Here is an 18,542-nt window from a genome sequence, read left to right on the forward strand (position 1 = left end):
TCGCTCTTCAATGCATTAGTAGGCGACCCGAGCGTCGGAGTGACGCAGCAGCGTCTCGAGAGGAGAGTGAGTGTCGCTGAGGCGAGGGGCTGCGTTGATGACAGCGAGATCGCGACCTTGCGGACTATAGAGATCGCCGTTGATCTGGGTCGCGTGGATGAGCACGCGACGGTGGGTCGCGACGAGTCTGGCGTCCGGCGATGGTGGCGCGTGCCAGAAACGGTCGAGATGCTGGCTAGCGGCGAGACCGGGGAGCGCGCAGGGTAGCGACGCGCGTGTGAAGGCGGGGCAGCCGGCCGAAAGCGCCGTGAGTGCCTGGGTCATATGGGGGGTAACCCAACCGGCAGCAGCGGACACCACCGGCAACGTCGGCGGGCCGATGACGCCAAGTCTGCCCTCGATGCCCAAGCGGCGCGCCAAGCGCATCAGGTATCGCGTGGTGGCATGAAGCGGCGTTGCCGAACGGCAGGGCGAGCGGTGGACGTCGACGAGCAGCAGACGATAGCCCGACGGCGCATGGTGAGCGAAGGAGGCGACAATGCGTTCCAGCTCATCGAGGCTCAGCAAGCGCCGTCGCGTCTGCCGCAACGTCGCGTCTTTCGCGCCATCCCTGTCCGGCTGCCGTGCCGGCGCCAGCGACAGTAAAAAGTAGGGCGCGCCGAGACGTTGCGGTTGTCGGCGACGCTTCCTGTCGCCCCGTCCAAGCAGTGACGACGTCCGTTCGCGGGGCAGTGAATGAGCCATACCGGGCGCCAGCGAATGCTCGAAGGTGGGCGCGGCCGACTCCCTGATATCGGGCGTGTCACCACCCGAGTGACGGCCGGTGCAGGCCGGTGGCGCCATATCCACGTTGCGCGTCGGCAGATTGAACAGCGGGTTGAAGACGGCCGCGCATCGCTCCAGGGCACCTAACAATCGGTGTCGTACGTGGCTGTGCGGTGCCGGCCGTGGCGGAAGCGATGTCGGTAGGCGTCGCTCGGCATCGGCGTACCAGCCGGCGTCGCGGGGCAGCAGGGAGCGCTGGTGTGAGCCTTCCCGTTCGAGCGTGATCCAGTCCGGCGAGACGTAGCCTTCATCGAATACGTGGTTGCGGATGCCATACCGCCGCGCGAGCGGCGCGGCGATGGCGTGCCATCGGCGATCGTCACGGAATAGAACCTGGTCGGTAACGTGATGCTCCCGCCAGAGTGCCGTTAGCGTTGACTCCAGCATACCTAAGGGCAGCCGGAAAAAGCGCGCTGGCGAGTGGTGCCAGAAGAGCGCGTCGCCGGCCTGAAAGTGCAGTTTCACCACCCGGTGCCCGTCATCGAGTAGACGCTGGCCCAACTGCTGGAAAAAGGGCGATGGCGGCCCCTGAAGAAACAGGAAGGTACGCTGGTGATGAAACATCGAGGGACTCGGTGGCTTCGACGAGGACCGGCGGCGTGGGAAGTAGGCTGACAGTCGATCCCGGGCGGTCGGTGTCTGGCCACTCTATCCCGAATCTCGCGAGGCGCCATGCATCGTTTTCGTGAATCTGGCGGGGGGGAATTGTCATGGTGCGTTGCTGGCTGGGTATGATCAGCTTCACTCCCTGTCGGCTGGATCACTGGCAGGGATATCAGAAGCTTCAAGAGTCTCGAGTCGCGACAGGAGTTCCGGCGTTTGGAAAAAGCGCACCAGCTCGTCTGCGCCGATCGGGCCAATACCGGGATAGCGCTGCCATTGATCGCGGGAGCGCGCGATGAGCGTCTCCAGGGGAGCCGATAGTGCCTCGTCTCGCACCGACTTCGGCACGCCGGGGATGCCGAGGGCGACGAGCCAGCGGGACATCGGCTGGGTTTGCGTGGCCTTGAAAGCGTCGACCCAGTTGGCCGCTCGCGTGGCACCCACACCGGGCAGCGTCTCCAGTTGGCTCCGGGAAAGCGTTCGCCATCCCAGTAGGTCATTGACCAGGCCGGCATCGACGAGTGTCGTCCAACGCCGTTCCCCGATCCCAGGAATCGCCAGCCCTTCACGCCCGCCAAGCCACACGAGCCGGGCAATGAACTGTTCGCGGCACCCGGTCGTCGGGCGCAGGCAGGTGAGCGGGCCATAGCGCGCTGCCGGCGGTGGCGTTAGCGACTGGCGTGGCTCGCCCGGGATGACGACGCGATCGAGGTGGGGAATGGTGGCGCCGGCAAGGCTGAGCTGCACCTGGTCATCGGGACGGACATCCAGCTCGACCCAGTGCGCCACCGAACCCAGGCTAACGGAACGGACTTCGCGATCCTCCAGCAAAACGGGCTCCAGCCTCGCGACGGGCGTGATCCGGCCGGTGCGCCCCACGGTGACGTCGATCTCCTTGACCCGGGCCAGCGTCTTGGCAGCGGGGTACTTCCAGGCCAGGCTCCAGCCTGGCGGCGTGGCTTCCCAGCGCCTGCCAGGCGGGCGATCGGCCCGTTTGACCACAATGCCGTCGGTAGCGAACGGAAGCGCTGCGCGATACCAGCGCCGCCGCCACTCGGCCACGGCCTCGATGCCCTCGACTCGGTGCGTATAATGCGCTAACTGCTCGAAGCCGAGCTCGCGCAGTCGATCGAGCCGTGCTGCACCGTTCGACGGTCCATCCGGCCACCCCCAGGCGAAGAATCCAATGCTGTCCCGCGCTTCAGCGCCAAGGGTGTGGCGTGACATCAGCCCGGCCACGGTAGCGCGGGCGCCATTCGCTCCATCACGCTGCTGCACGTGATCGGTTTGACGACGATAGAGCTCGCCCTGAAGCGTGACCGATACCGGCTGCACCAGCCGAGCGGGAAGCCGGGGAAGGGATTGAACGGTAGTGGTCCAGTTCTCACCCGTTCTTCCATCGCCACGGCTGATCGCGCGAACGAGTTCACCCTGTTGGTAGACCAGCGTCACCGCCACGCCATCGATCTTGGGCTGAACCCACAGGGTGTGAGGCCGCTGCGCGTCGATCCAGCGTGCCAGCGTTTGCCGATCCGGTGTTTTCTCGAGACCGGTCTGGGGGTAGGGATGGGCCAGGCGACGTCCATCGCTACCCTCGGGCGAGTCGCGGTGACGCCGGCCTGATAGCTGCCTGGGCGGTGAGGCCAACAGGCCCAGACAATCCCTTAGGCGATCAAGGCGCCGTTTCGCCTCATCGTAGACGCCATCGGTGACCTGCCTCATACCGTCGTCGTAATAGGCGTCATCCCAACGTTCAATGCGCGCGGCGAGGGTATCGATTCGACGCGCCAACGCCGAGTGATCCATTGTCTTCGTGGCCCGGGGCGGGCAAGTCGAGGCGGCGGGGGCAGGGCAGGCGACAAGCAGACCGGCAAGCGTCGTAAGGGTGATGATGCCTCGAAGCACAAGGTCTCTCCGAAATGGCGGGCTTGTCTGCTACAACGACGACAGGCGCGATTTCTGAAGGGGCACAGGGCCAGGGCTGGCTTTCGCGGGGCGCGTGAAAAGTGGCCTATCAAACAATTGCCCCACGCAGAGCGTGGGGCAAGGGACGTTAACGGTGTCGAGACACGAGGCGGGTCAAAGGGCTGGCCGCTAGTCGCTGGCGGGCTGCTTCAGCGCGACGTAATCCAGCAGGATCTGTGCCGTCTCCTGAAGTTCCGCGCGGTCGAGCGGCTCGACCTCATCGCTCGACGCGTCGGGCTCGCCACTTTCGGTGTCGCTCCCATTGTTACCGCGTGCATCGACCCAGCTCTCCAGCGGCTCTAGCCCCTGCGCGCGCCGACGCTGATTCTCGAGCGCGAGCTGCTCGCTTTCCTGGGCATCCATCTCGCGCTGCCGCTGGTCTTCGTTGAGGCTGATACTCGTCTGCTGCTCCCGCAGTCGTTTGCTCAACTGCGCCTGCTTCTCGAGATAGACGAAGTCCGGGTCGGTAGCGATACGACGCTCGTGTCTATCCTGCAGGGCCTCGAGGTGCTGCCACGGCTGCCCGTAGAGCTGGTACTGAACCGGACGCACGCGGTCCCAGGGCAGCGCATTGTCCAGCGCGCTCTCGCCGATCTGGTCCGGGTCGATCAGGCTGGGATAGAGAATGTCGGGTTCGACGCCGCGGTGCTGCGTGCTCTCCCCCGAAATGCGGTAGAACTTGGCGCGGGTCAGTTTGATCTGGCCGTGGCTCAGGTCGTTCAGTGTCTGCACGGTGCCCTTGCCGAAGGTTCGGCTGCCGATGATCAAACCGCGGCCGTAGTCCTGGATGGCACCGGCGAAGATCTCGGATGCCGATGCCGACAGGCGGTTGACCAGCACGGCGAGAGGACCATCGTAGGCCGTGCCGGCGTCGGTGTCGCCGTAGAGGTTGATCCGCCCGCGGGCGTCGCGAACCTGCACCGTGGGGCCGCGATCGATGAAGAGTCCGATCATCGAATTCGCTTCCTGCAGTGCGCCACCACCGTCATTGCGAAGATCGAGCACGATGCCTTCGACGTTCTGCGCCTTGAGTTTCTTGATCTCCTTGGCGACATCCCGGGTCGTGCTGCGATAGTCCGTCTCGCCTGCCTGCCAGGCGTCGAAGTCGACGTAGAAGGCCGGCACCGTAATGATGCCGATACGGTGCGTCTCTCCATCACGGGTCAGTTCCTCGACGCTGCTGTGCGCCGCCTGGTCCTCGAGCTTGACCGTGTCCCGGGTGATGCGGACTTCCTGGGTGCGGGTCACATCGACCGCCTTGGCGGGAATGATCTCAAGGCGCACGGTCGAGCCTTTCGCGCCGCGAATCAGGTCGACGACCTCGTCGAGGCGCATGCCGACGACGTTGACCATGGCGCCGTCGTCGTCCTGACCGACCGAGACGATACGATCCGCCGGTTGGAGCACGCCGCTCTTGTCCGCGGGGCCGCCCGGGACGAGGCTCGATACCTTGACGTACTCGCCGTCGTTCTGGAGCAGGGCGCCGATGCCTTCGAGGGAGAGTCGCATCTGGATGTCGAAGGACTCACCCTGCTGGGGGGAGAGATATTCCGTGTGCGGGTCCACCGTCCCCGTGACGGCAGCCATCATCAGGACCAGGACGTCCTCTGCCTTGGTCTGACGAACGCGATTGAGCTGGTTGGTGTAACGATCGTGAAGTGATTCTTGAATCTCTTCCGGCGACTGGTCGCTGAGAGAGAGCGTCAGCGCCGCATTTTCCAAGCGCCGACTCCAAAGCTCGTCTAGCGTCTCTTCACTACCGGGCCAGGATGAACCCTCTCGATCCAGAGCCAGACGGTCCTGGGAGGCGTAGTCATAGTCGAGACCGGCATCGACGCGATCGATCAGCCACTGCAGGCGCGACTCGACGCGCTCCTGGTAGCGAGCGTAGAACGCGTAGACACGATCCAGATCCCCGTTCTCGATGGCATCATCGAATGATGCGTTGAGATCGCTGAACTGATCGATATCACGCTGCAAGAGGTAGGAGCGCTGCTCGTCCAGCACGTCCAGTAGCCGTGTGAAGGCGCGCTGCGACCAGTCGTCATCGAGATTCACGTCGGCGTAGGAGCCGTACTGCAATGACTCTGCGACTTCGATCGCCGCTTGGCGCTGCTCATCGGTGGGCGTCGGTGCGGCAAGCGCCGCGGCGCTCCATCCCATCATGAGCAAACACATGGCCGCGTGCCTGGCGGCGACAGTCAGGGTCATCAATGAAGCACTCCCGGTTTCCTGTACACTCTGTTCCCTAGAATATGACTGGATCCATGAATTCGATTCAGGTCCGAAGCCCATTGTAGCAGTCACTACGACTGACCACCGATCGCCATTTGAGGAACCCGATGTCCGAACGTGCTGCTGATTCCGCCACCATCGACCGTTTGATCGACTTTCTTCACCGCTCTCCGTCGCCCTGGCACGCTACCGCCAATCTTGCGGCGCGGCTCGAAGCCGCCGGTTACCGACGACTCGAGGAGACCGAGAGCTGGACGCTGACAGCGGGCGGCAAGTATTACGTCACGCGTAACGACAGTTCGTTGATCGCCTTGCAGCTGCCGGCATCGACGCTCGACGCAATGCGGATGGTCGGCGCGCACACGGACAGCCCGGCACTGCGATTGAAACCTCAGCCGGCGCAGGTCAACCAGGGTTGGCTGCAGCTCGGTGTTCAGGTCTACGGTGGGGCGCTGCTGTCACCGTGGTTCGATCGCGATCTGGGGCTTGCGGGCCGAGTGCATGTTCGTCGAGGGAACGGGCGACTGCAAGGGGTATTGATCGACATTGCCGAAGCCGTCGCGATCATCCCGAGCCTCGCGATCCATCTAGACCGCGAGGCCAATAGTGGTCGCGCGGTCAACCCGCAAACGCAGATGGCGCCGCTCTTCCTGCAGGGCGGCGACGCTCCGGATCTCGATCGACTGCTGGCGCAGTGGGTGGAGCGGGAACACGGCTTTGCCGATGCCGAAATCGTCGACTTCGAGCTTGGGTTCTATGACGTGCAGCCGCCGGCGCGCGTCGGTGTAAACGGCGAACTGCTCGCGAGCGCCAGGCTGGATAATCTGCTCTCCTGTTTCATCGGGCTCGAGGCACTGCTTGGCGCCGACGGTGAGCAGGGCGCGGTGTTCGTGGCCAATGACCACGAAGAAGTCGGCAGCGCCAGTGCCTGCGGTGCCCAGGGCCCGTTTTTGGCGGACGTGCTGAGACGCGTCAACGCCGCGCTGGGCGAGGCGGGTGACGAGGGCTTCGTGAAACTGATCCAGCGCTCGCTCATGATCTCCTGCGACAACGCCCATGCGGTGCATCCCAACTTCAGCGACAAGCATGATCCGCAGCACGGCCCGGCGATCAATGCGGGGCCTGTCATCAAGACCAATGCCAGTCAGCGCTACGCGACCAACAGTGCGACTGGCGCGCTGTTTCGCGATCTGTGCCGCGAGGCGGACGTCCCCGTCCAGGAGTTCGTCACCCGCGCCGACATGGGCTGCGGCAGCACCATCGGTCCGATCACCGCGACCGAGCTCGGCGTGCCGACCATTGATGTCGGGGTCGCGCAGCTCGGCATGCATTCGATTCGGGAAACCGCCGGTACCCGAGATCCGGACTATCTGATTCGGGCGCTGACCACGTTCTTCAATCGGCCGTCATTGTCGGTGGGTTAGCAAGCGGGCTCGCGCCACGTCTTGCTGCATGACGCCCTTCGATGTCAGGGCGTCCGGCACCCGCCGCGTGTCGGGCGGGGCCGCGGAGGCGCTCGATCAGTCCTGCATTGCCAGGCACGCGGCGGTCAGCGCCATGCCGGTTGCGGCTCGACAGGGCTCGACGACCGGCATATCCAGTGCCTGGGACAGTGAGTGTTGATAGTGCGGCATGCCTGCGCAGCCCAGTATCAAGACGTCCGCTTGATCCTCATCGCGCAGTTGCCGACCTACCGTTAACAGCCGATCCCACGTGCGCTGTTCATCGGCCAGCGCTTCGACGTCCAGCCCCAGCGCTCGCTCACCGGCAATGCGGGACGTGACTCCCATTGCCCCCCAACTACGCAGGTGGCGCGGAATCGACGCCGGTTGGATGGCGATCACGCCGGCGCGCTGGCCCTGAATGAGTGCACTCATCATCCCGCTTTCACCAATACCGAGCACGGGGTGCGCCGATGCTTCTCTCGCCATTGCGAGACCGGGGTCGCTAAAACACCCGATCACGAACGCGGACGAATCGGATTCATGGGCATGAATGAAAGCCGCCAACTGCGGTAGCACCTTGATGATGTCAGCTTCGGACTGAATGCCGGGGGGCGCATCGTGCAACGTATGGCAAGTAATGGCGGGGCCACCGTCCAGCCGAAGCGGGGCAAGGGCGGCATCGATTCCCTGCGTCACGGTGACGGACGAGTTGGGGTTGATCACGCGGATGGTGCGGGGCATGGAGATTCCTGTCTCTGCGAAGCGTGAAAGCCAGTCTATCGCGGGGCAAGAATCAATGTGATTGACGAGATGAGGGCCAGACTTAACCTCAGGTTATAGAGTTTGGCGCAATTTTTGCATGCCTAGTGATCGTTAACCTTGCGTTATGGATCACCTGGGAATCGTCCTGAATGTCACTCAATCTTCGCCAGATAGAAGTTTTCCGCGCCGTCATGATCGCCGGGTCCATCAGTGGTGCCTCGCAGCTATTGATGATTTCTCAGCCCGCGGTCAGCCGCATGCTCTCCTATAGCGAACAGCGAATCGGGTTTCGCCTGTTCGAACGCGTGAAGGGGCGGCTCTACCCGTCACCGGAAGCCCGCCGACTATTCAAGGATGTCGAGCACGTCTATCGCGACGTTCAGCGCGTCAATGCCACCGTCACCGATCTGGTTCAGCGCCGGCATGGTGTGGTGCGGCTGGTGTGCAGCCCCAGCCTTGGCCACCAGCTCGTTCCTCAGTCCATCGCGACGTTTCGACACCACCATCAGCAGGTACGAGTCAGCTTGGAGTGTGCGCGCAACATCACGTTGCGGGATCGTCTTCTGGATCACCAGGCTGATCTTGGTATCTCGCTCTTCCCCGTTGATCATCCCAATCTGGAGATCTCGCCACTCTTCGAGACTCGGCTGGTGGGCATCTGTCATCGCGACCATCCGCTGGCCGCAGAGGGAACGCTGGAGGTCGAAAGGCTCTCCCAGCACCCGTTGATCGGGTATGGCGTCGACACGCCTTTCGGCCGGCTGGTGCAGCAGCTGCATGAAAGCCACGGGATGACCTATCAGCCTGCGATTGAAGTCGATTCACCTCACTATGCCTGCGGCCTCGTGCGCAGCCAGGCCGGAATCGCGCTAGTCGATGAATTCTCGCTTCACAGTGACGTGTCGGACTCGCTGTGTATGCTGCCGCTTTCCTATACCCGAACGCTCGAGGTCAACCTGGTCCATCCCCGAAGCGAGCCGCTTTCCCAGTTGGCGCGCGTCTTCATCGAGAACCTGAATGCGGTGTTTCGGCACCAGTTCTCTCTATGAGTGTGGGCGGCGCCTAGGCGCCCCGCCAAAAACGGTGATGCCCGCCGACCATTAACATCTCGTTAAGAGCGCGCGATAAAAAGGCATGTGACATCAATCTGGCCCCCTCGCAGAATCAGCCTGAGACAGGGTCAGAACAACACCTGGCAGGTGACAACGACAACAATCGGGCGCCGTCCGCAGAGGCCAGAGTTCTTGCATGCCCAGCACCCGGGCGGGGGCGATAGCGGTTAATCAGGTCCGTTACTCATGAGGGCCTGGCGCCACCTCAAGGTTCACCGCTCTGCCAACAACGACACAATGACTGGAGCTGATATGACATCAACCGCGACTACGACACCTGGGGATCGTCAGTTCGATCTGGTCGTTCGCAACGGTAAAGTGGCGACCGCGAGCGATACCTACCAGGCGGACATCGGCATCATCGATGGGCGCATTGCCGCGATTGCCGACGACCTGCCCAAGGGAAAGCGCGATATCGACGCCAGGGGACGCTGGGTGATGCCGGGCGGTGTCGACAGTCACTGTCACGTCGAGCAGCTATCCGGGATGGGCCTGATGTGTGCCGACGACTTCTATTCGGCCACGGTGTCGGCCGCGTTCGGTGGCAACACGACGATCATGCCGTTTGCCGCTCAGCATCGAGAGGACAGCGTGCGTGACGTGCTCGAGGACTACAGTGCCCGAGCCGCCGAAAAATCGGTGATTGACTACGCCTTCCACGTCATCGTTACCAACCTCGACGAGCAAACGCTCAACGAGGACCTGCCGCGGGCCATCCGCCAGGGTGTCACATCGCTCAAGGTCTTCATGACCTACGAGCGGATGAAGCTCGATGATTATCAGATTCTCGACACGCTGGCGCTTGCCGACCGTGAAGGCGCGCTCGTCATGGTTCATGCCGAGAACAACGATGTCATTCGCTGGCTGGGAGACCGCCTCACTGAGCGCGGCCTGAAGGCACCCAAGTACCACGCGGTGGCCCACGCCGGTCTTGCCGAAACCGAGGCCACTCACCGCGTGGTGACCCTGTCGCGCGTGCTGGAGACGCCGATTCTGATCGTGCATGTCTCCGAGGCCGAGACCCTGGATTGCATTCGACAGGCGCAGCAGAAAGGCGCGGCGCTCTACGCGGAAACCTGCCCGCAGTACCTGTTTCTGACCGCTGCCGATATCGATAAACCGGGCGTCGAGGGAGCGAAATTCTGCTGCAGTCCGCCGCCGCGAGATGAGCGCTGTCAGACCGCGATGTGGCAAGGACTCACGGAAGGCTCGCTGACGCTTTATTCTTCGGATCACGCGCCTTATCGCTGGGATGAGACCGGAAAACTGCCAAAGGGCGAGAAAACCGGCTTTCGCGAAATGGCCAATGGCTTGCCGGGACTCGAGGTGCGCATGCCGCTGCTCTTCAGCGAGGGGTATCGCAAAGGGCGCCTGACGATCAATGAGTTCGTCGCTTTGACCTCCACTAACCATGCGCGGACCTACGGCCTGTATCCACGCAAGGGCACCATCGCGGTCGGGTCCGATGCCGATATCGTCATCTGGGATGAAGGTCGCGAGATCACCATCACCAATGATTTGCTCCACGATAACGTCGACTACACCCCCTATGAGGGCATGAAAGTGACGGGGTGGGCAGACACAGTCATCAATCGGGGACGCGTCGTCGTCGAAAACGGCGAACTCAAGGTCAGCCGGGGAACGGGCGAATTTTTACCCTGCGGTCTCCCCGAACCGGTGGCCAAGGCGCGCGCCAATCGGCAACCGGATACGTTGATCCGTGAACTGGTGGGCAAGCCGACTGGCGGAGACCAGGGATGAATGAGACTGCAGCGGTGTCTCTCCAGGGTGGTGCGCCTTCGGCGGCGCACAACCCGTTTCCGATCCTTGAATTGATCGGTCTGAACAAGGCCTTCGGCGAGCAGCTCGTTCTGGACAGTATCGACCTGAAGGTCCGACCGGGTGAGTTGGTGTGCGTGATCGGCCCCTCCGGATCCGGGAAAAGCACCATGCTGCGCTGCTGCAATCGGCTGGAGGAGCCGAGTGGCGGCCAGGTGATCGTCGATGGCACGGACCTCATGGATCGCCAGACATCGATCGACCGCATGCGTCAGAAGATCGGCATGGTGTTCCAGCAATTCAATCTCTATCCACACTACAGCGCGCTCGGCAATGTGGCGCTGGCCCTGAGGCTGGTCAAGAAACTGTCGCGCAGCCGGGCCGAATCGCTGGCGTTCGACGCACTGTCTCGCGTCGGCCTGGCCGACCGCGCCGGACACTACCCGCATCAGCTCTCGGGGGGACAGCAACAGCGTGTCGGCATCGCGCGTGCCATCGCACTGGATCCCAAGATCGTATTGTTCGATGAGCCGACCAGCGCGCTGGACCCCGAACTGGTGGGTAGCGTTCTGGAAGTCATGCGGGAGCTTCGTGACATCGGCATGACGATGCTGGTCGTGACCCATGAGATGGCTTTCGCCAGGGCCGTGGCTGACCGCGTGGTCTTCATGGCGGATGGCAATATCGTCGAGCAGGGCCCCCCCGAACAGATTTTCCAGGCGCCTCTGCACGAGCGAACCCGAGCGTTCGTCGAGCAGCGCCACTGAACGGTCGATCGATGCCTGTCACAGGCGACCCAAGTCCGTCCGACAACAACAAAACAGGAATTCTAGCCATGTCCTCTCAAATCTCGTTTGCGAGTTCGAAGCGCCTCGAGCGTTGCCTGAAAGTCAGTGTGCTTACCCTGGGGCTCGGTATTTCCGCGGCTCAGGCCAGTGCGCCGGATAGTTATCACGTGGCGCTCGACGGCACCTTCGCGCCGCACGCCATGCCGACCATGAGTGGTGATGTTCAGGGTTTCAACGTCGACCTCGCTAACGCGCTCGGCGAGCAGTTGGGTGCGGAAATGCAGATCACCTCCACCCAGTTCTCGGGATTGATCCCGGGATTGCAGGCAGGAACCTACGATTTTCTCATGGCGCCGACCACGGTGACCGAAGAACGCGCCGCCAACCTCCTCTTCTCGGAAGGCTATCTGGATACCGACTTCCAGTTCGTGGTGAAGAAGGGAGCGCCCGACATCACGGACCTCCATCAACTCGATGGCCAGGTGGTGGCGGTCAATAAGGGCTCTGCCTATGACAGCTGGGCGCGTGAGCATGCCGAAGAGTACGGCTGGCGTGTGGAAGCGTACGGCACCAATAGCGATGCGATTCAGGCCGTGATGAGCGGGCGAGCTGCAGCCAACGTTGCCGGTAACACGGTCTCTGCCTACGCCGTCAGCAAGAACCCGGCCATCGAGCTCTCCTATCTCGTGGAAACCGGCCTTGTATGGGCCATTCCGTTCCGCAAGGACGATAGCGAAGACCGTGACCGTGTGGAACGGGCACTGGAGTGTCTGAAGATGAACGGTGTGATGGCCGAGCTTTCTGAAAAATGGTTTGGCGTCGAGCCCGCCGAAGACGCGACCGCGGTAACGCCGATACACGGGTTCGGGCAGCCGGGTTTCTCGGGGTATGTTGAAGATGAGCATGCTTTCTCCTGCGATTGAACGCCTTCTAGTCGGCTTGAGTTAACGAGAAGGCAATAGCGCTGGATATCAGTGCACCTCTCACTCATGAGGTGCACCGATCACATATTCATCGCTCGAGAGGAGAGAGCCTCATGGATGGACTGCAGCATTTTTTGCAGGTGTTTTTCGATCCCGTGATTATCAGTCACTACTGGCCGGCGATCGTGGGTGGGCTCTGGGTGACATTGGGGCTGGCGGTAGCAATCGTCATTGCCGGCATTCTCTCGGGGCTCTTGCTTGCCTGCCTGCGCTGTGCCGGTATCCGCTGGCTGAACGGTTTGATCATTGCCTTTGCCGATATCTGGCGCGCCTTGCCGCCGCTGGTCGTCATACTGATCTTGTATTTCGGCCTTCCTGGTGTCGGTATTACCTTTTCGGCCTGGATGGTTTTATTCCTGACGCTGAGTCTGGTGTTGGCGGCGTTTTCCGAAGAGATCTTCTGGGCGGGGATTCGCGCCGTGGATCGGGGGCAATGGGAGGCGGCGAGAGCCTGTGGCATGCGCAGTATCACGGTGCTGATCTGGATTGTCCTGCCTCAGGCCATGCGCATGGCGATGCCATCGTTAACCAATCGCTCTATCGCCATTACCAAAATGACGGCGCTCGGTACCGTTATCGGGGTTCCAGAGATCCTGTACCAGGCCTCCAGCGCGCAGTCTTTTTCCGGTAGCGCGACACCCCTGACAATGGGGGCGCTGGCCTATATCGCGATGTTTCTTCCCTTCGTGATACTGGGGCGCTGGCTGGAATCGAGAATGAATTGGCGGAGAACCTGACATGGAAAATTTCGCTGATCAGTTTTTCAATCTCGATTTGATGTGGCAGTCACTACCTCTGCTCATGAAAGGGCTCTGGGTCACTCTTCAGATCTGCGTGGTCGTCATCATTCTGGGCGGCCTGGGGGGCTTGTTACTGGCGGTGGCAAGCGATAGCAAGAGTGCCTGGCTGCGGTGGCCGACGATAATCTACGTCGATTTCTTTCGCGCGGTCCCGCCGCTCGTCCTGTTGATATTCGTTTACTCCGGCATGCCGTTCGCGGGCGTCAATCTGTCACCCTACATGGCCGTCATACTGGCGTTTCTACTCAATAATTCCGCCTACTACAGCGAAGTCTATCGGGCAGGGCTGCAGTCGATTCCCCCGGGACAAGTTGAGGCCTCGCGGTCGACCGGAATGAGCCGTTTGCAAACCATGGTCTGGGTCGTGATTCCTCAGGCTGTTCGTAATGTATTGCCGGATCTGCTCTCCAATACGGTGGAAGTCGTCAAGCTGACCTCGCTGGCCAGCGTCGTCTCGCTGGGTGACTTGCTGTACCGAGCGGATATGGCGCGGTCAATGAGTTACAACTCCTCGCCCATTGTGCTGGCGGCTCTGGTTTATCTGGTTCTTCTTTGGCCATTGGTTCGCATGGTCAGTCGTTTCGAGCGTAAGCAGCACCAATAAAAGGCTGGTGGCTAGCGCATCGGCATCAGCATCAAGGAAGTGGCGGGCGGTCGTCGTCATTTCCGAATCGATAGGTATAAAGACAAGGAAAACATAATGCGTGAATGGGTCATTGGTGGCGCTCAAATGGGAGCGATCCAGAAAAGCGATAGCCGAGAAAGTGTCGTCGAGCGGATGGTGTCGTTGCTCGATCAGGCTGCGGAAAAGGGCTGCGACCTTGTCGTCTTTCCGGAGCTTGCGTTAACGACGTTCTTCCCACGCTGGTACATGGAAGAACAGGCCGAGGTCGACACCTGGTTCGAGCGTGAAATGCCGAACGCTGCGACGCAGCCGCTGTTTGATCGCGCTCGAGAGAAGCGCATCGCGATCTCCTTCGGCTATGCCGAGCTGACGCCGGAAGGACGTCATTTCAATACCTCGATCGTCACCAATCGCGATGGCGAGATCGTCGGCAAGTATCGCAAGATTCACCTGCCGGGCCATGTCGAGTACGACAGCGAGCGAGACTTTCAGCATCTCGAGAAACGTTACTTCGAGCCTGGTGACCTGGGTTTCGAGACTTTCGACAACGAAGGGACGCTGATGGGGATGTGCATCTGTAACGACCGTCGCTGGCCCGAGACTTGGCGCGTGATGGGGTTACAGGGAGTCGAACTGGTCATGCTGGGTTACAACACCCCGTCGATCAATTCGCAGAACCGTGGCGAGGGTCTTGAGAAACGTCTCTATCACTCCGAGCTCTCCGTGACGGCTGGTGCCTACCAGAACGCAACGTGGGGCGTGGCTGTCGCCAAGGCGGGCGTCGAGGATGGCTTTCCCCTGATGGGCGGTTCCATCATCGTCGACCCCGATGGCTTCGTGGTCGCGCGCGCGCAGACCGAGGGTGACGAGTTGATCACGGCGACCTGCGACATGGATCTGTGTCAGTTCGGCAAGCAAACGATTTTCGATTTCGCACGTCATCGTCGCATCGAGCACTACGGCAGGATCACTTCGCAGGTCGGCGTCGAGCGCTGATCGCGCAACGTACTGTGCTCCCTGGCTGTTCGCTGGCGTCAGTCTATCGCGCCACCGAATGGCCGGGACTTGACGAATAGTCTTTGCCGAGTGCTGCCACTCGGCTCGCCCTGCCATCATCCAGTGGTTCTCTTCGGGAAGTGACAAATGACCTATGACACGCTCATTCGGCGTGCCTGCATCGTCGACGGCACCGGCGCCGATACCTACGTGGCAGACATCGGCATTCGCGGCGACCGTATCGTCGCCATTGGCGATCTGGCGGCCGGTCTGGCAAGCCAGGTCATCGAAGCGGAAGGTCGTTATCTTGCGCCGGGCTTCATCGACGTGCATACCCACGATGATAGTTGTGCGATTCAGCAGCCGGAGATGCTGCCCAAGATCACCCAAGGCGTGACCACGGTGATCGTCGGCAACTGCGGTATCAGTGCGTCGCCGGTCAACGTGACCGGTGAGGTCCCTGATCCGATGAATCTGCTCGGAGAGGCGGACGCCTTCTTCACGACGTTCGGGGACTTTGCCCAGGCCGTCGATGCCGCCTCGCCCGCCGTCAATGTGGCGGCGCTGATCGGCCACACGACCCTTCGCGCCGCTGCCATGGACCGTTTCGATCGAACGGCGACCGACAGCGAGATCACGACCATGCGTGAGTCCCTGCGCAAGGCGTTGCAGGCCGGCGCGATCGGGCTCAGCTCGGGGTTGGCCTATACCAATGCCCGGCAGTCGACGAGCGAGGAGGTCAAGGCGCTGGTCGAGGTGGTCGGCAAAGAGGGGGGGCTCTACGCCACGCACATGCGCAACGAGCGAGAAGCGCTGTTTGAGGCGATGGACGAAGCCTTCGAGACCGCCGCGCATGGCAAGGTGGCGCTCGTCATCTCGCATCTGAAATGCGCCGACGTCGAGAACTGGGGCAAGACCGAGCACGCCATCGAAAAGCTCGAGCAGGCTGCCGCTCGCCAGCCCTGTAACTGTGACTGCTACCCCTATGCGGCATGCTCCACCACGCTGGACCTCTGGCGCGTCTCCGAGGCGTTCGACATTCTCGTCACCTGGTCGAAGCCGCATCCCGAGATGGGCCGCAAGCTGCTGAAGGATATCGCTGCGGAATGGGCTGTCGATCTGACCGAGGCGGCGCGGCGGCTGATGCCGGCGGGGGCCATCTACCACAACATGGACGAAGCGGACGTTAGACGCGTCTTGGCTCATCCGTTGACGATGATCGGCTCGGATGGCTTGCCAAGCGACCCCAATCCGCATCCGCGGCTGTGGGGGAGCTTTCCCCGCATCATCGGCCATTATTGTCGTGACGAGGGGCTATTCGGACTACCGGAAGCGATTCGCAAGATGACCTCGATGTCCGCGGCTCGCTTTGGGCTGGCGGATCGCGGGGTCATCCGCGAGGGCGCCTTTGCGGATCTCACGCTTTTCGATTTCGATAGCGTCCGTGACGGTGCCAGCTTTCTCGAACCGACGACGCCAGCCATCGGGATCGAGTGGGTTATGGTTAACGGGCGATTGTCGTTGGTCGATGGCACGGTAAAGGCGCGCGCGGGGAGGCTGCTACGCCGCCCTGGCAGTTTGGCGAATGCCGGCCATGAGCCGCATTCTGTACCCGCTCACTAGAGAAAGAACGCATGCTCAAGACTCCTTATCTTCTGTTTCTCGGGGATGTCCCCGACCCGCTCTCTGCCAAGGTCGCTCAAGGTATTCGCGACTGGCGTCCGGAGTACGCGCTGGGGCAGTACCGCTTGCCGGGCTGCCAGGCCGACATGCAGTTGCCGGACCTGGACATTCAGGCCGCTGTCGATCAGGGCGCGAAAACGCTGGTGATCGGCGCTGCCAACCGTGGCGGGGTCATCTCGCGCAGCTGGATCGCGGTCCTCAAGGAGGCGCTCGCGGCCGGTATGGACATCGCTTCCGGGCTGCACAACCTGCTGCGCGACGAGCCGGAACTGGTCGAAGCCGCCAAAACGCATGGCGGTCGACTGATCGATGTTCGGGTGCCGCAGGTGCAGTACCCGATCGGTGATGGCAAGAAGCGGCGTGGCAAGCGCTGCCTGGCAGTCGGGACGGACTGCTCCATCGGCAAGATGTACACCGCGCTGGCGCTGGATATCGCGCTGCGCGACGCGGGCGCCAAGTCGAGTTTTCGCGCCACCGGCCAGACCGGCATCTTGATTACCGGCCAGGGGGTGCCTCTGGACGCCGTGATTGCTGACTTCATGGCGGGGTCGATTGAGTGGCTGACACCGGACAATGACGACGACCATTGGGACATTATCGAAGGGCAGGGCAGTCTGTTTCACCCTTCCTACTCGGGCGTCACCATGGCCCTGATCCACGGCGGTCAGCCCGATGCGCTGATCCTGTGTCACGAGCCGACGCGAACGCACATGCGTGGGCTGCCGCACTACCAGCTTCCGTCGCTGGAGCAGTTGCGTGACACGGCACTGCCACTGGCGCGTGTCGTCAATCCCGCCTGCCAGGTCGTCGGTGTCTCGGTGAACACCGCGGCCATGGACGCCGACGAGGCCGGGGACTATCTCCAGGCGCTCGAGGCGCGTCTGGGCCTGCCGTGTGTCGATCCCTATCGCCATGGCGGCGAACGCCTGGCTGAGGCGGTGCTGGCATGCTGACACTGGCCGTCGACGAGCAGGTATTTCCGCTGGCGGAGGTGTTCACCATCTCCCGCGGCTCGCGCAGCGACGCTCGCGTGGTAGTGGCGACCCTATCGGATGGCCATCACGAGGGGCGCGGTGAGTGCGTGCCGTACGCCCATTACGGCGAGTCGGTCGAGAGCGTCATCGCCCAGATTGAGTCGGTCCGCGACGATCTGGCCGAGGGCATGGATCGACAAGCGCTGCAGTCGCGGCTGCCCGCCGGCGCCGCGCGCAACGCGCTGGACTGCGCGTTCTGGGATCTCGAAGCCAAGCTGGCCGACAAGCCGGTGTGGCAGTTGGCGGCGTTGGAAGCGCCGCAACCGGAAATCACGGCTTTCACGCTGTCGCTGGACACGCCCGAGGCCATGCGGGAGAAGGCGCGTCAGCACGCGAAGAAACCGCTTCTAAAGCTCAAGCTCGGTGGCGCGGGTGATATCGAGCGTCTTCAAGCGGTCCGTGAAGGCGCTCCGGCAGCCAGAATTATCGTCGATGCCAATGAGGGTTGGGATGGCGCTGCCTATGAGCGGTTGGCGCCGGTACTGCTCGAACTCGGCATCAGCATGGTCGAGCAACCGCTGCCGTCCGGCAGCGATGAGACGCTTGCGACAATCGCCCGGCCGCTGCCCGTGTGTGCCGATGAGGCCTGCCATGATCGTGGGTCGCTTGCGCAGCTCGTAGGACGCTACGACATGATCAATATCAAGCTCGACAAGACCGGCGGATTGACCGAAGCGCTGGCGCTGAAGCGCGACGCGCTGGCGCAAGGGTTCGATGTCATGGTCGGCTGCATGGTGGGGTCGTCGCTTTCCATGGCGCCAGCCTTGCTGGTCGCGCAGGGCGCAGCGATCGTCGACCTCGACGGGCCGCTGCTGCTGGCCAGGGATCGCGAGTACGGTATGGTGTTCGACGCCGACGGGGTTCATCCGGCAGATCGCAGACTTTGGGGATGAGTCGGTGCACCCAT

Annotated in this window: 15 protein-coding genes; 11 read left to right on the forward strand and 4 right to left on the reverse strand. The window is 62.3% G+C overall.

Annotated elements, in window-relative coordinates:
• Nucleotides 1–15 precede the first annotated feature (15 nt).
• From DOM41_RS12030 to DOM41_RS12040, 3 genes are all read right to left on the reverse strand, one after another.
• Nucleotides 16–1,389 carry a capsular polysaccharide export protein, LipB/KpsS family gene (locus DOM41_RS12030; protein WP_110687118.1) on the reverse strand — a complete coding sequence of 458 codons (1,374 nt, stop codon included), beginning with the start codon at nucleotides 1,387–1,389 and terminating at the stop codon, nucleotides 16–18.
• 177 nt (nucleotides 1,390–1,566) lie between these two features.
• Nucleotides 1,567–3,333, reverse strand: coding sequence for an NAD-dependent DNA ligase LigB (ligB, locus tag DOM41_RS12035; protein WP_280951227.1), 1,767 nt, complete (start codon nucleotides 3,331–3,333; stop codon nucleotides 1,567–1,569).
• A gap of 189 nt (nucleotides 3,334–3,522) precedes the next feature.
• Nucleotides 3,523–5,559: a carboxy terminal-processing peptidase gene (locus DOM41_RS12040; RefSeq protein WP_245391830.1), complete on the reverse strand. Its 2,037-nt coding sequence runs from the start codon at nucleotides 5,557–5,559 to the stop codon at nucleotides 3,523–3,525.
• A gap of 176 nt (nucleotides 5,560–5,735) precedes the next feature.
• Here DOM41_RS12040 and DOM41_RS12045 point away from each other — a divergent pair, with 176 nt between their 5' ends.
• Entirely contained in the window at nucleotides 5,736–7,052 is a 1,317-nt protein-coding gene (locus tag DOM41_RS12045) for a M18 family aminopeptidase (RefSeq protein WP_110687121.1), read from the forward strand.
• A 96-nt stretch (nucleotides 7,053–7,148) separates the two neighbouring features.
• Here the strand turns inward: DOM41_RS12045 and DOM41_RS12050 are convergent, their stop codons facing one another.
• Complete coding sequence (locus tag DOM41_RS12050) at nucleotides 7,149–7,814, reverse strand: aspartate/glutamate racemase family protein (RefSeq protein ID WP_110687122.1); 666 nt, start codon at nucleotides 7,812–7,814, stop codon at nucleotides 7,149–7,151.
• A 170-nt stretch (nucleotides 7,815–7,984) separates the two neighbouring features.
• Between DOM41_RS12050 and DOM41_RS12055 the strand changes: the two genes are divergently transcribed.
• The 10 genes from DOM41_RS12055 (at nucleotide 7,985) to dgcA (ending at nucleotide 18,528) form a co-directional block, all read left to right on the forward strand.
• Complete coding sequence (locus DOM41_RS12055) at nucleotides 7,985–8,884, forward strand: LysR family transcriptional regulator (RefSeq protein ID WP_110687123.1); 900 nt, start codon at nucleotides 7,985–7,987, stop codon at nucleotides 8,882–8,884.
• A 315-nt stretch (nucleotides 8,885–9,199) separates the two neighbouring features.
• A complete protein-coding gene (gene hydA / locus DOM41_RS12060) occupies nucleotides 9,200–10,708 on the forward strand; it encodes a dihydropyrimidinase (RefSeq protein WP_110687124.1) in 1,509 nt (502 codons plus the stop codon).
• Entirely contained in the window at nucleotides 10,705–11,493 is a 789-nt protein-coding gene (locus tag DOM41_RS12065; protein ID WP_110687125.1) for an amino acid ABC transporter ATP-binding protein, read from the forward strand. The genes hydA and DOM41_RS12065 overlap by 4 nt, the downstream gene beginning before the upstream one ends.
• Before the next feature lie 68 nt (nucleotides 11,494–11,561).
• Nucleotides 11,562–12,437: a transporter substrate-binding domain-containing protein gene (locus DOM41_RS12070; protein ID WP_110687126.1), complete on the forward strand. Its 876-nt coding sequence runs from the start codon at nucleotides 11,562–11,564 to the stop codon at nucleotides 12,435–12,437.
• 113 nt (nucleotides 12,438–12,550) lie between these two features.
• Complete coding sequence (locus DOM41_RS12075) at nucleotides 12,551–13,234, forward strand: amino acid ABC transporter permease (protein ID WP_110687127.1); 684 nt, start codon at nucleotides 12,551–12,553, stop codon at nucleotides 13,232–13,234.
• A gap of 1 nt (nucleotide 13,235) precedes the next feature.
• Nucleotides 13,236–13,901 carry an amino acid ABC transporter permease gene (locus DOM41_RS12080; RefSeq protein ID WP_110687128.1) on the forward strand — a complete coding sequence of 222 codons (666 nt, stop codon included), beginning with the start codon at nucleotides 13,236–13,238 and terminating at the stop codon, nucleotides 13,899–13,901.
• Between the two features lie 96 nt (nucleotides 13,902–13,997).
• The gene (locus DOM41_RS12085; RefSeq protein ID WP_110687129.1) at nucleotides 13,998–14,918 is read left to right on the forward strand and encodes an N-carbamoyl-D-amino-acid hydrolase; all 921 of its coding nucleotides are present in this window, start codon (nucleotides 13,998–14,000) and stop codon (nucleotides 14,916–14,918) included.
• A 147-nt stretch (nucleotides 14,919–15,065) separates the two neighbouring features.
• The gene (locus tag DOM41_RS12090; RefSeq protein WP_110687130.1) at nucleotides 15,066–16,541 is read left to right on the forward strand and encodes an N-acyl-D-amino-acid deacylase family protein; all 1,476 of its coding nucleotides are present in this window, start codon (nucleotides 15,066–15,068) and stop codon (nucleotides 16,539–16,541) included.
• Between the two features lie 11 nt (nucleotides 16,542–16,552).
• Entirely contained in the window at nucleotides 16,553–17,554 is a 1,002-nt protein-coding gene (dgcN, locus tag DOM41_RS12095; protein ID WP_110687131.1) for an N-acetyltransferase DgcN, read from the forward strand.
• Entirely contained in the window at nucleotides 17,548–18,528 is a 981-nt protein-coding gene (dgcA, locus tag DOM41_RS12100; protein ID WP_110687132.1) for an N-acetyl-D-Glu racemase DgcA, read from the forward strand. The genes dgcN and dgcA overlap by 7 nt, the downstream gene beginning before the upstream one ends.
• Nucleotides 18,529–18,542: the final 14 nt, after the last annotated feature.

Origin of the sequence: Salinicola aestuarinus, assembly GCF_003206645.1 — a bacterium.
GTDB classification, from domain to species: domain Bacteria; phylum Pseudomonadota; class Gammaproteobacteria; order Pseudomonadales; family Halomonadaceae; genus Salinicola; species Salinicola aestuarinus.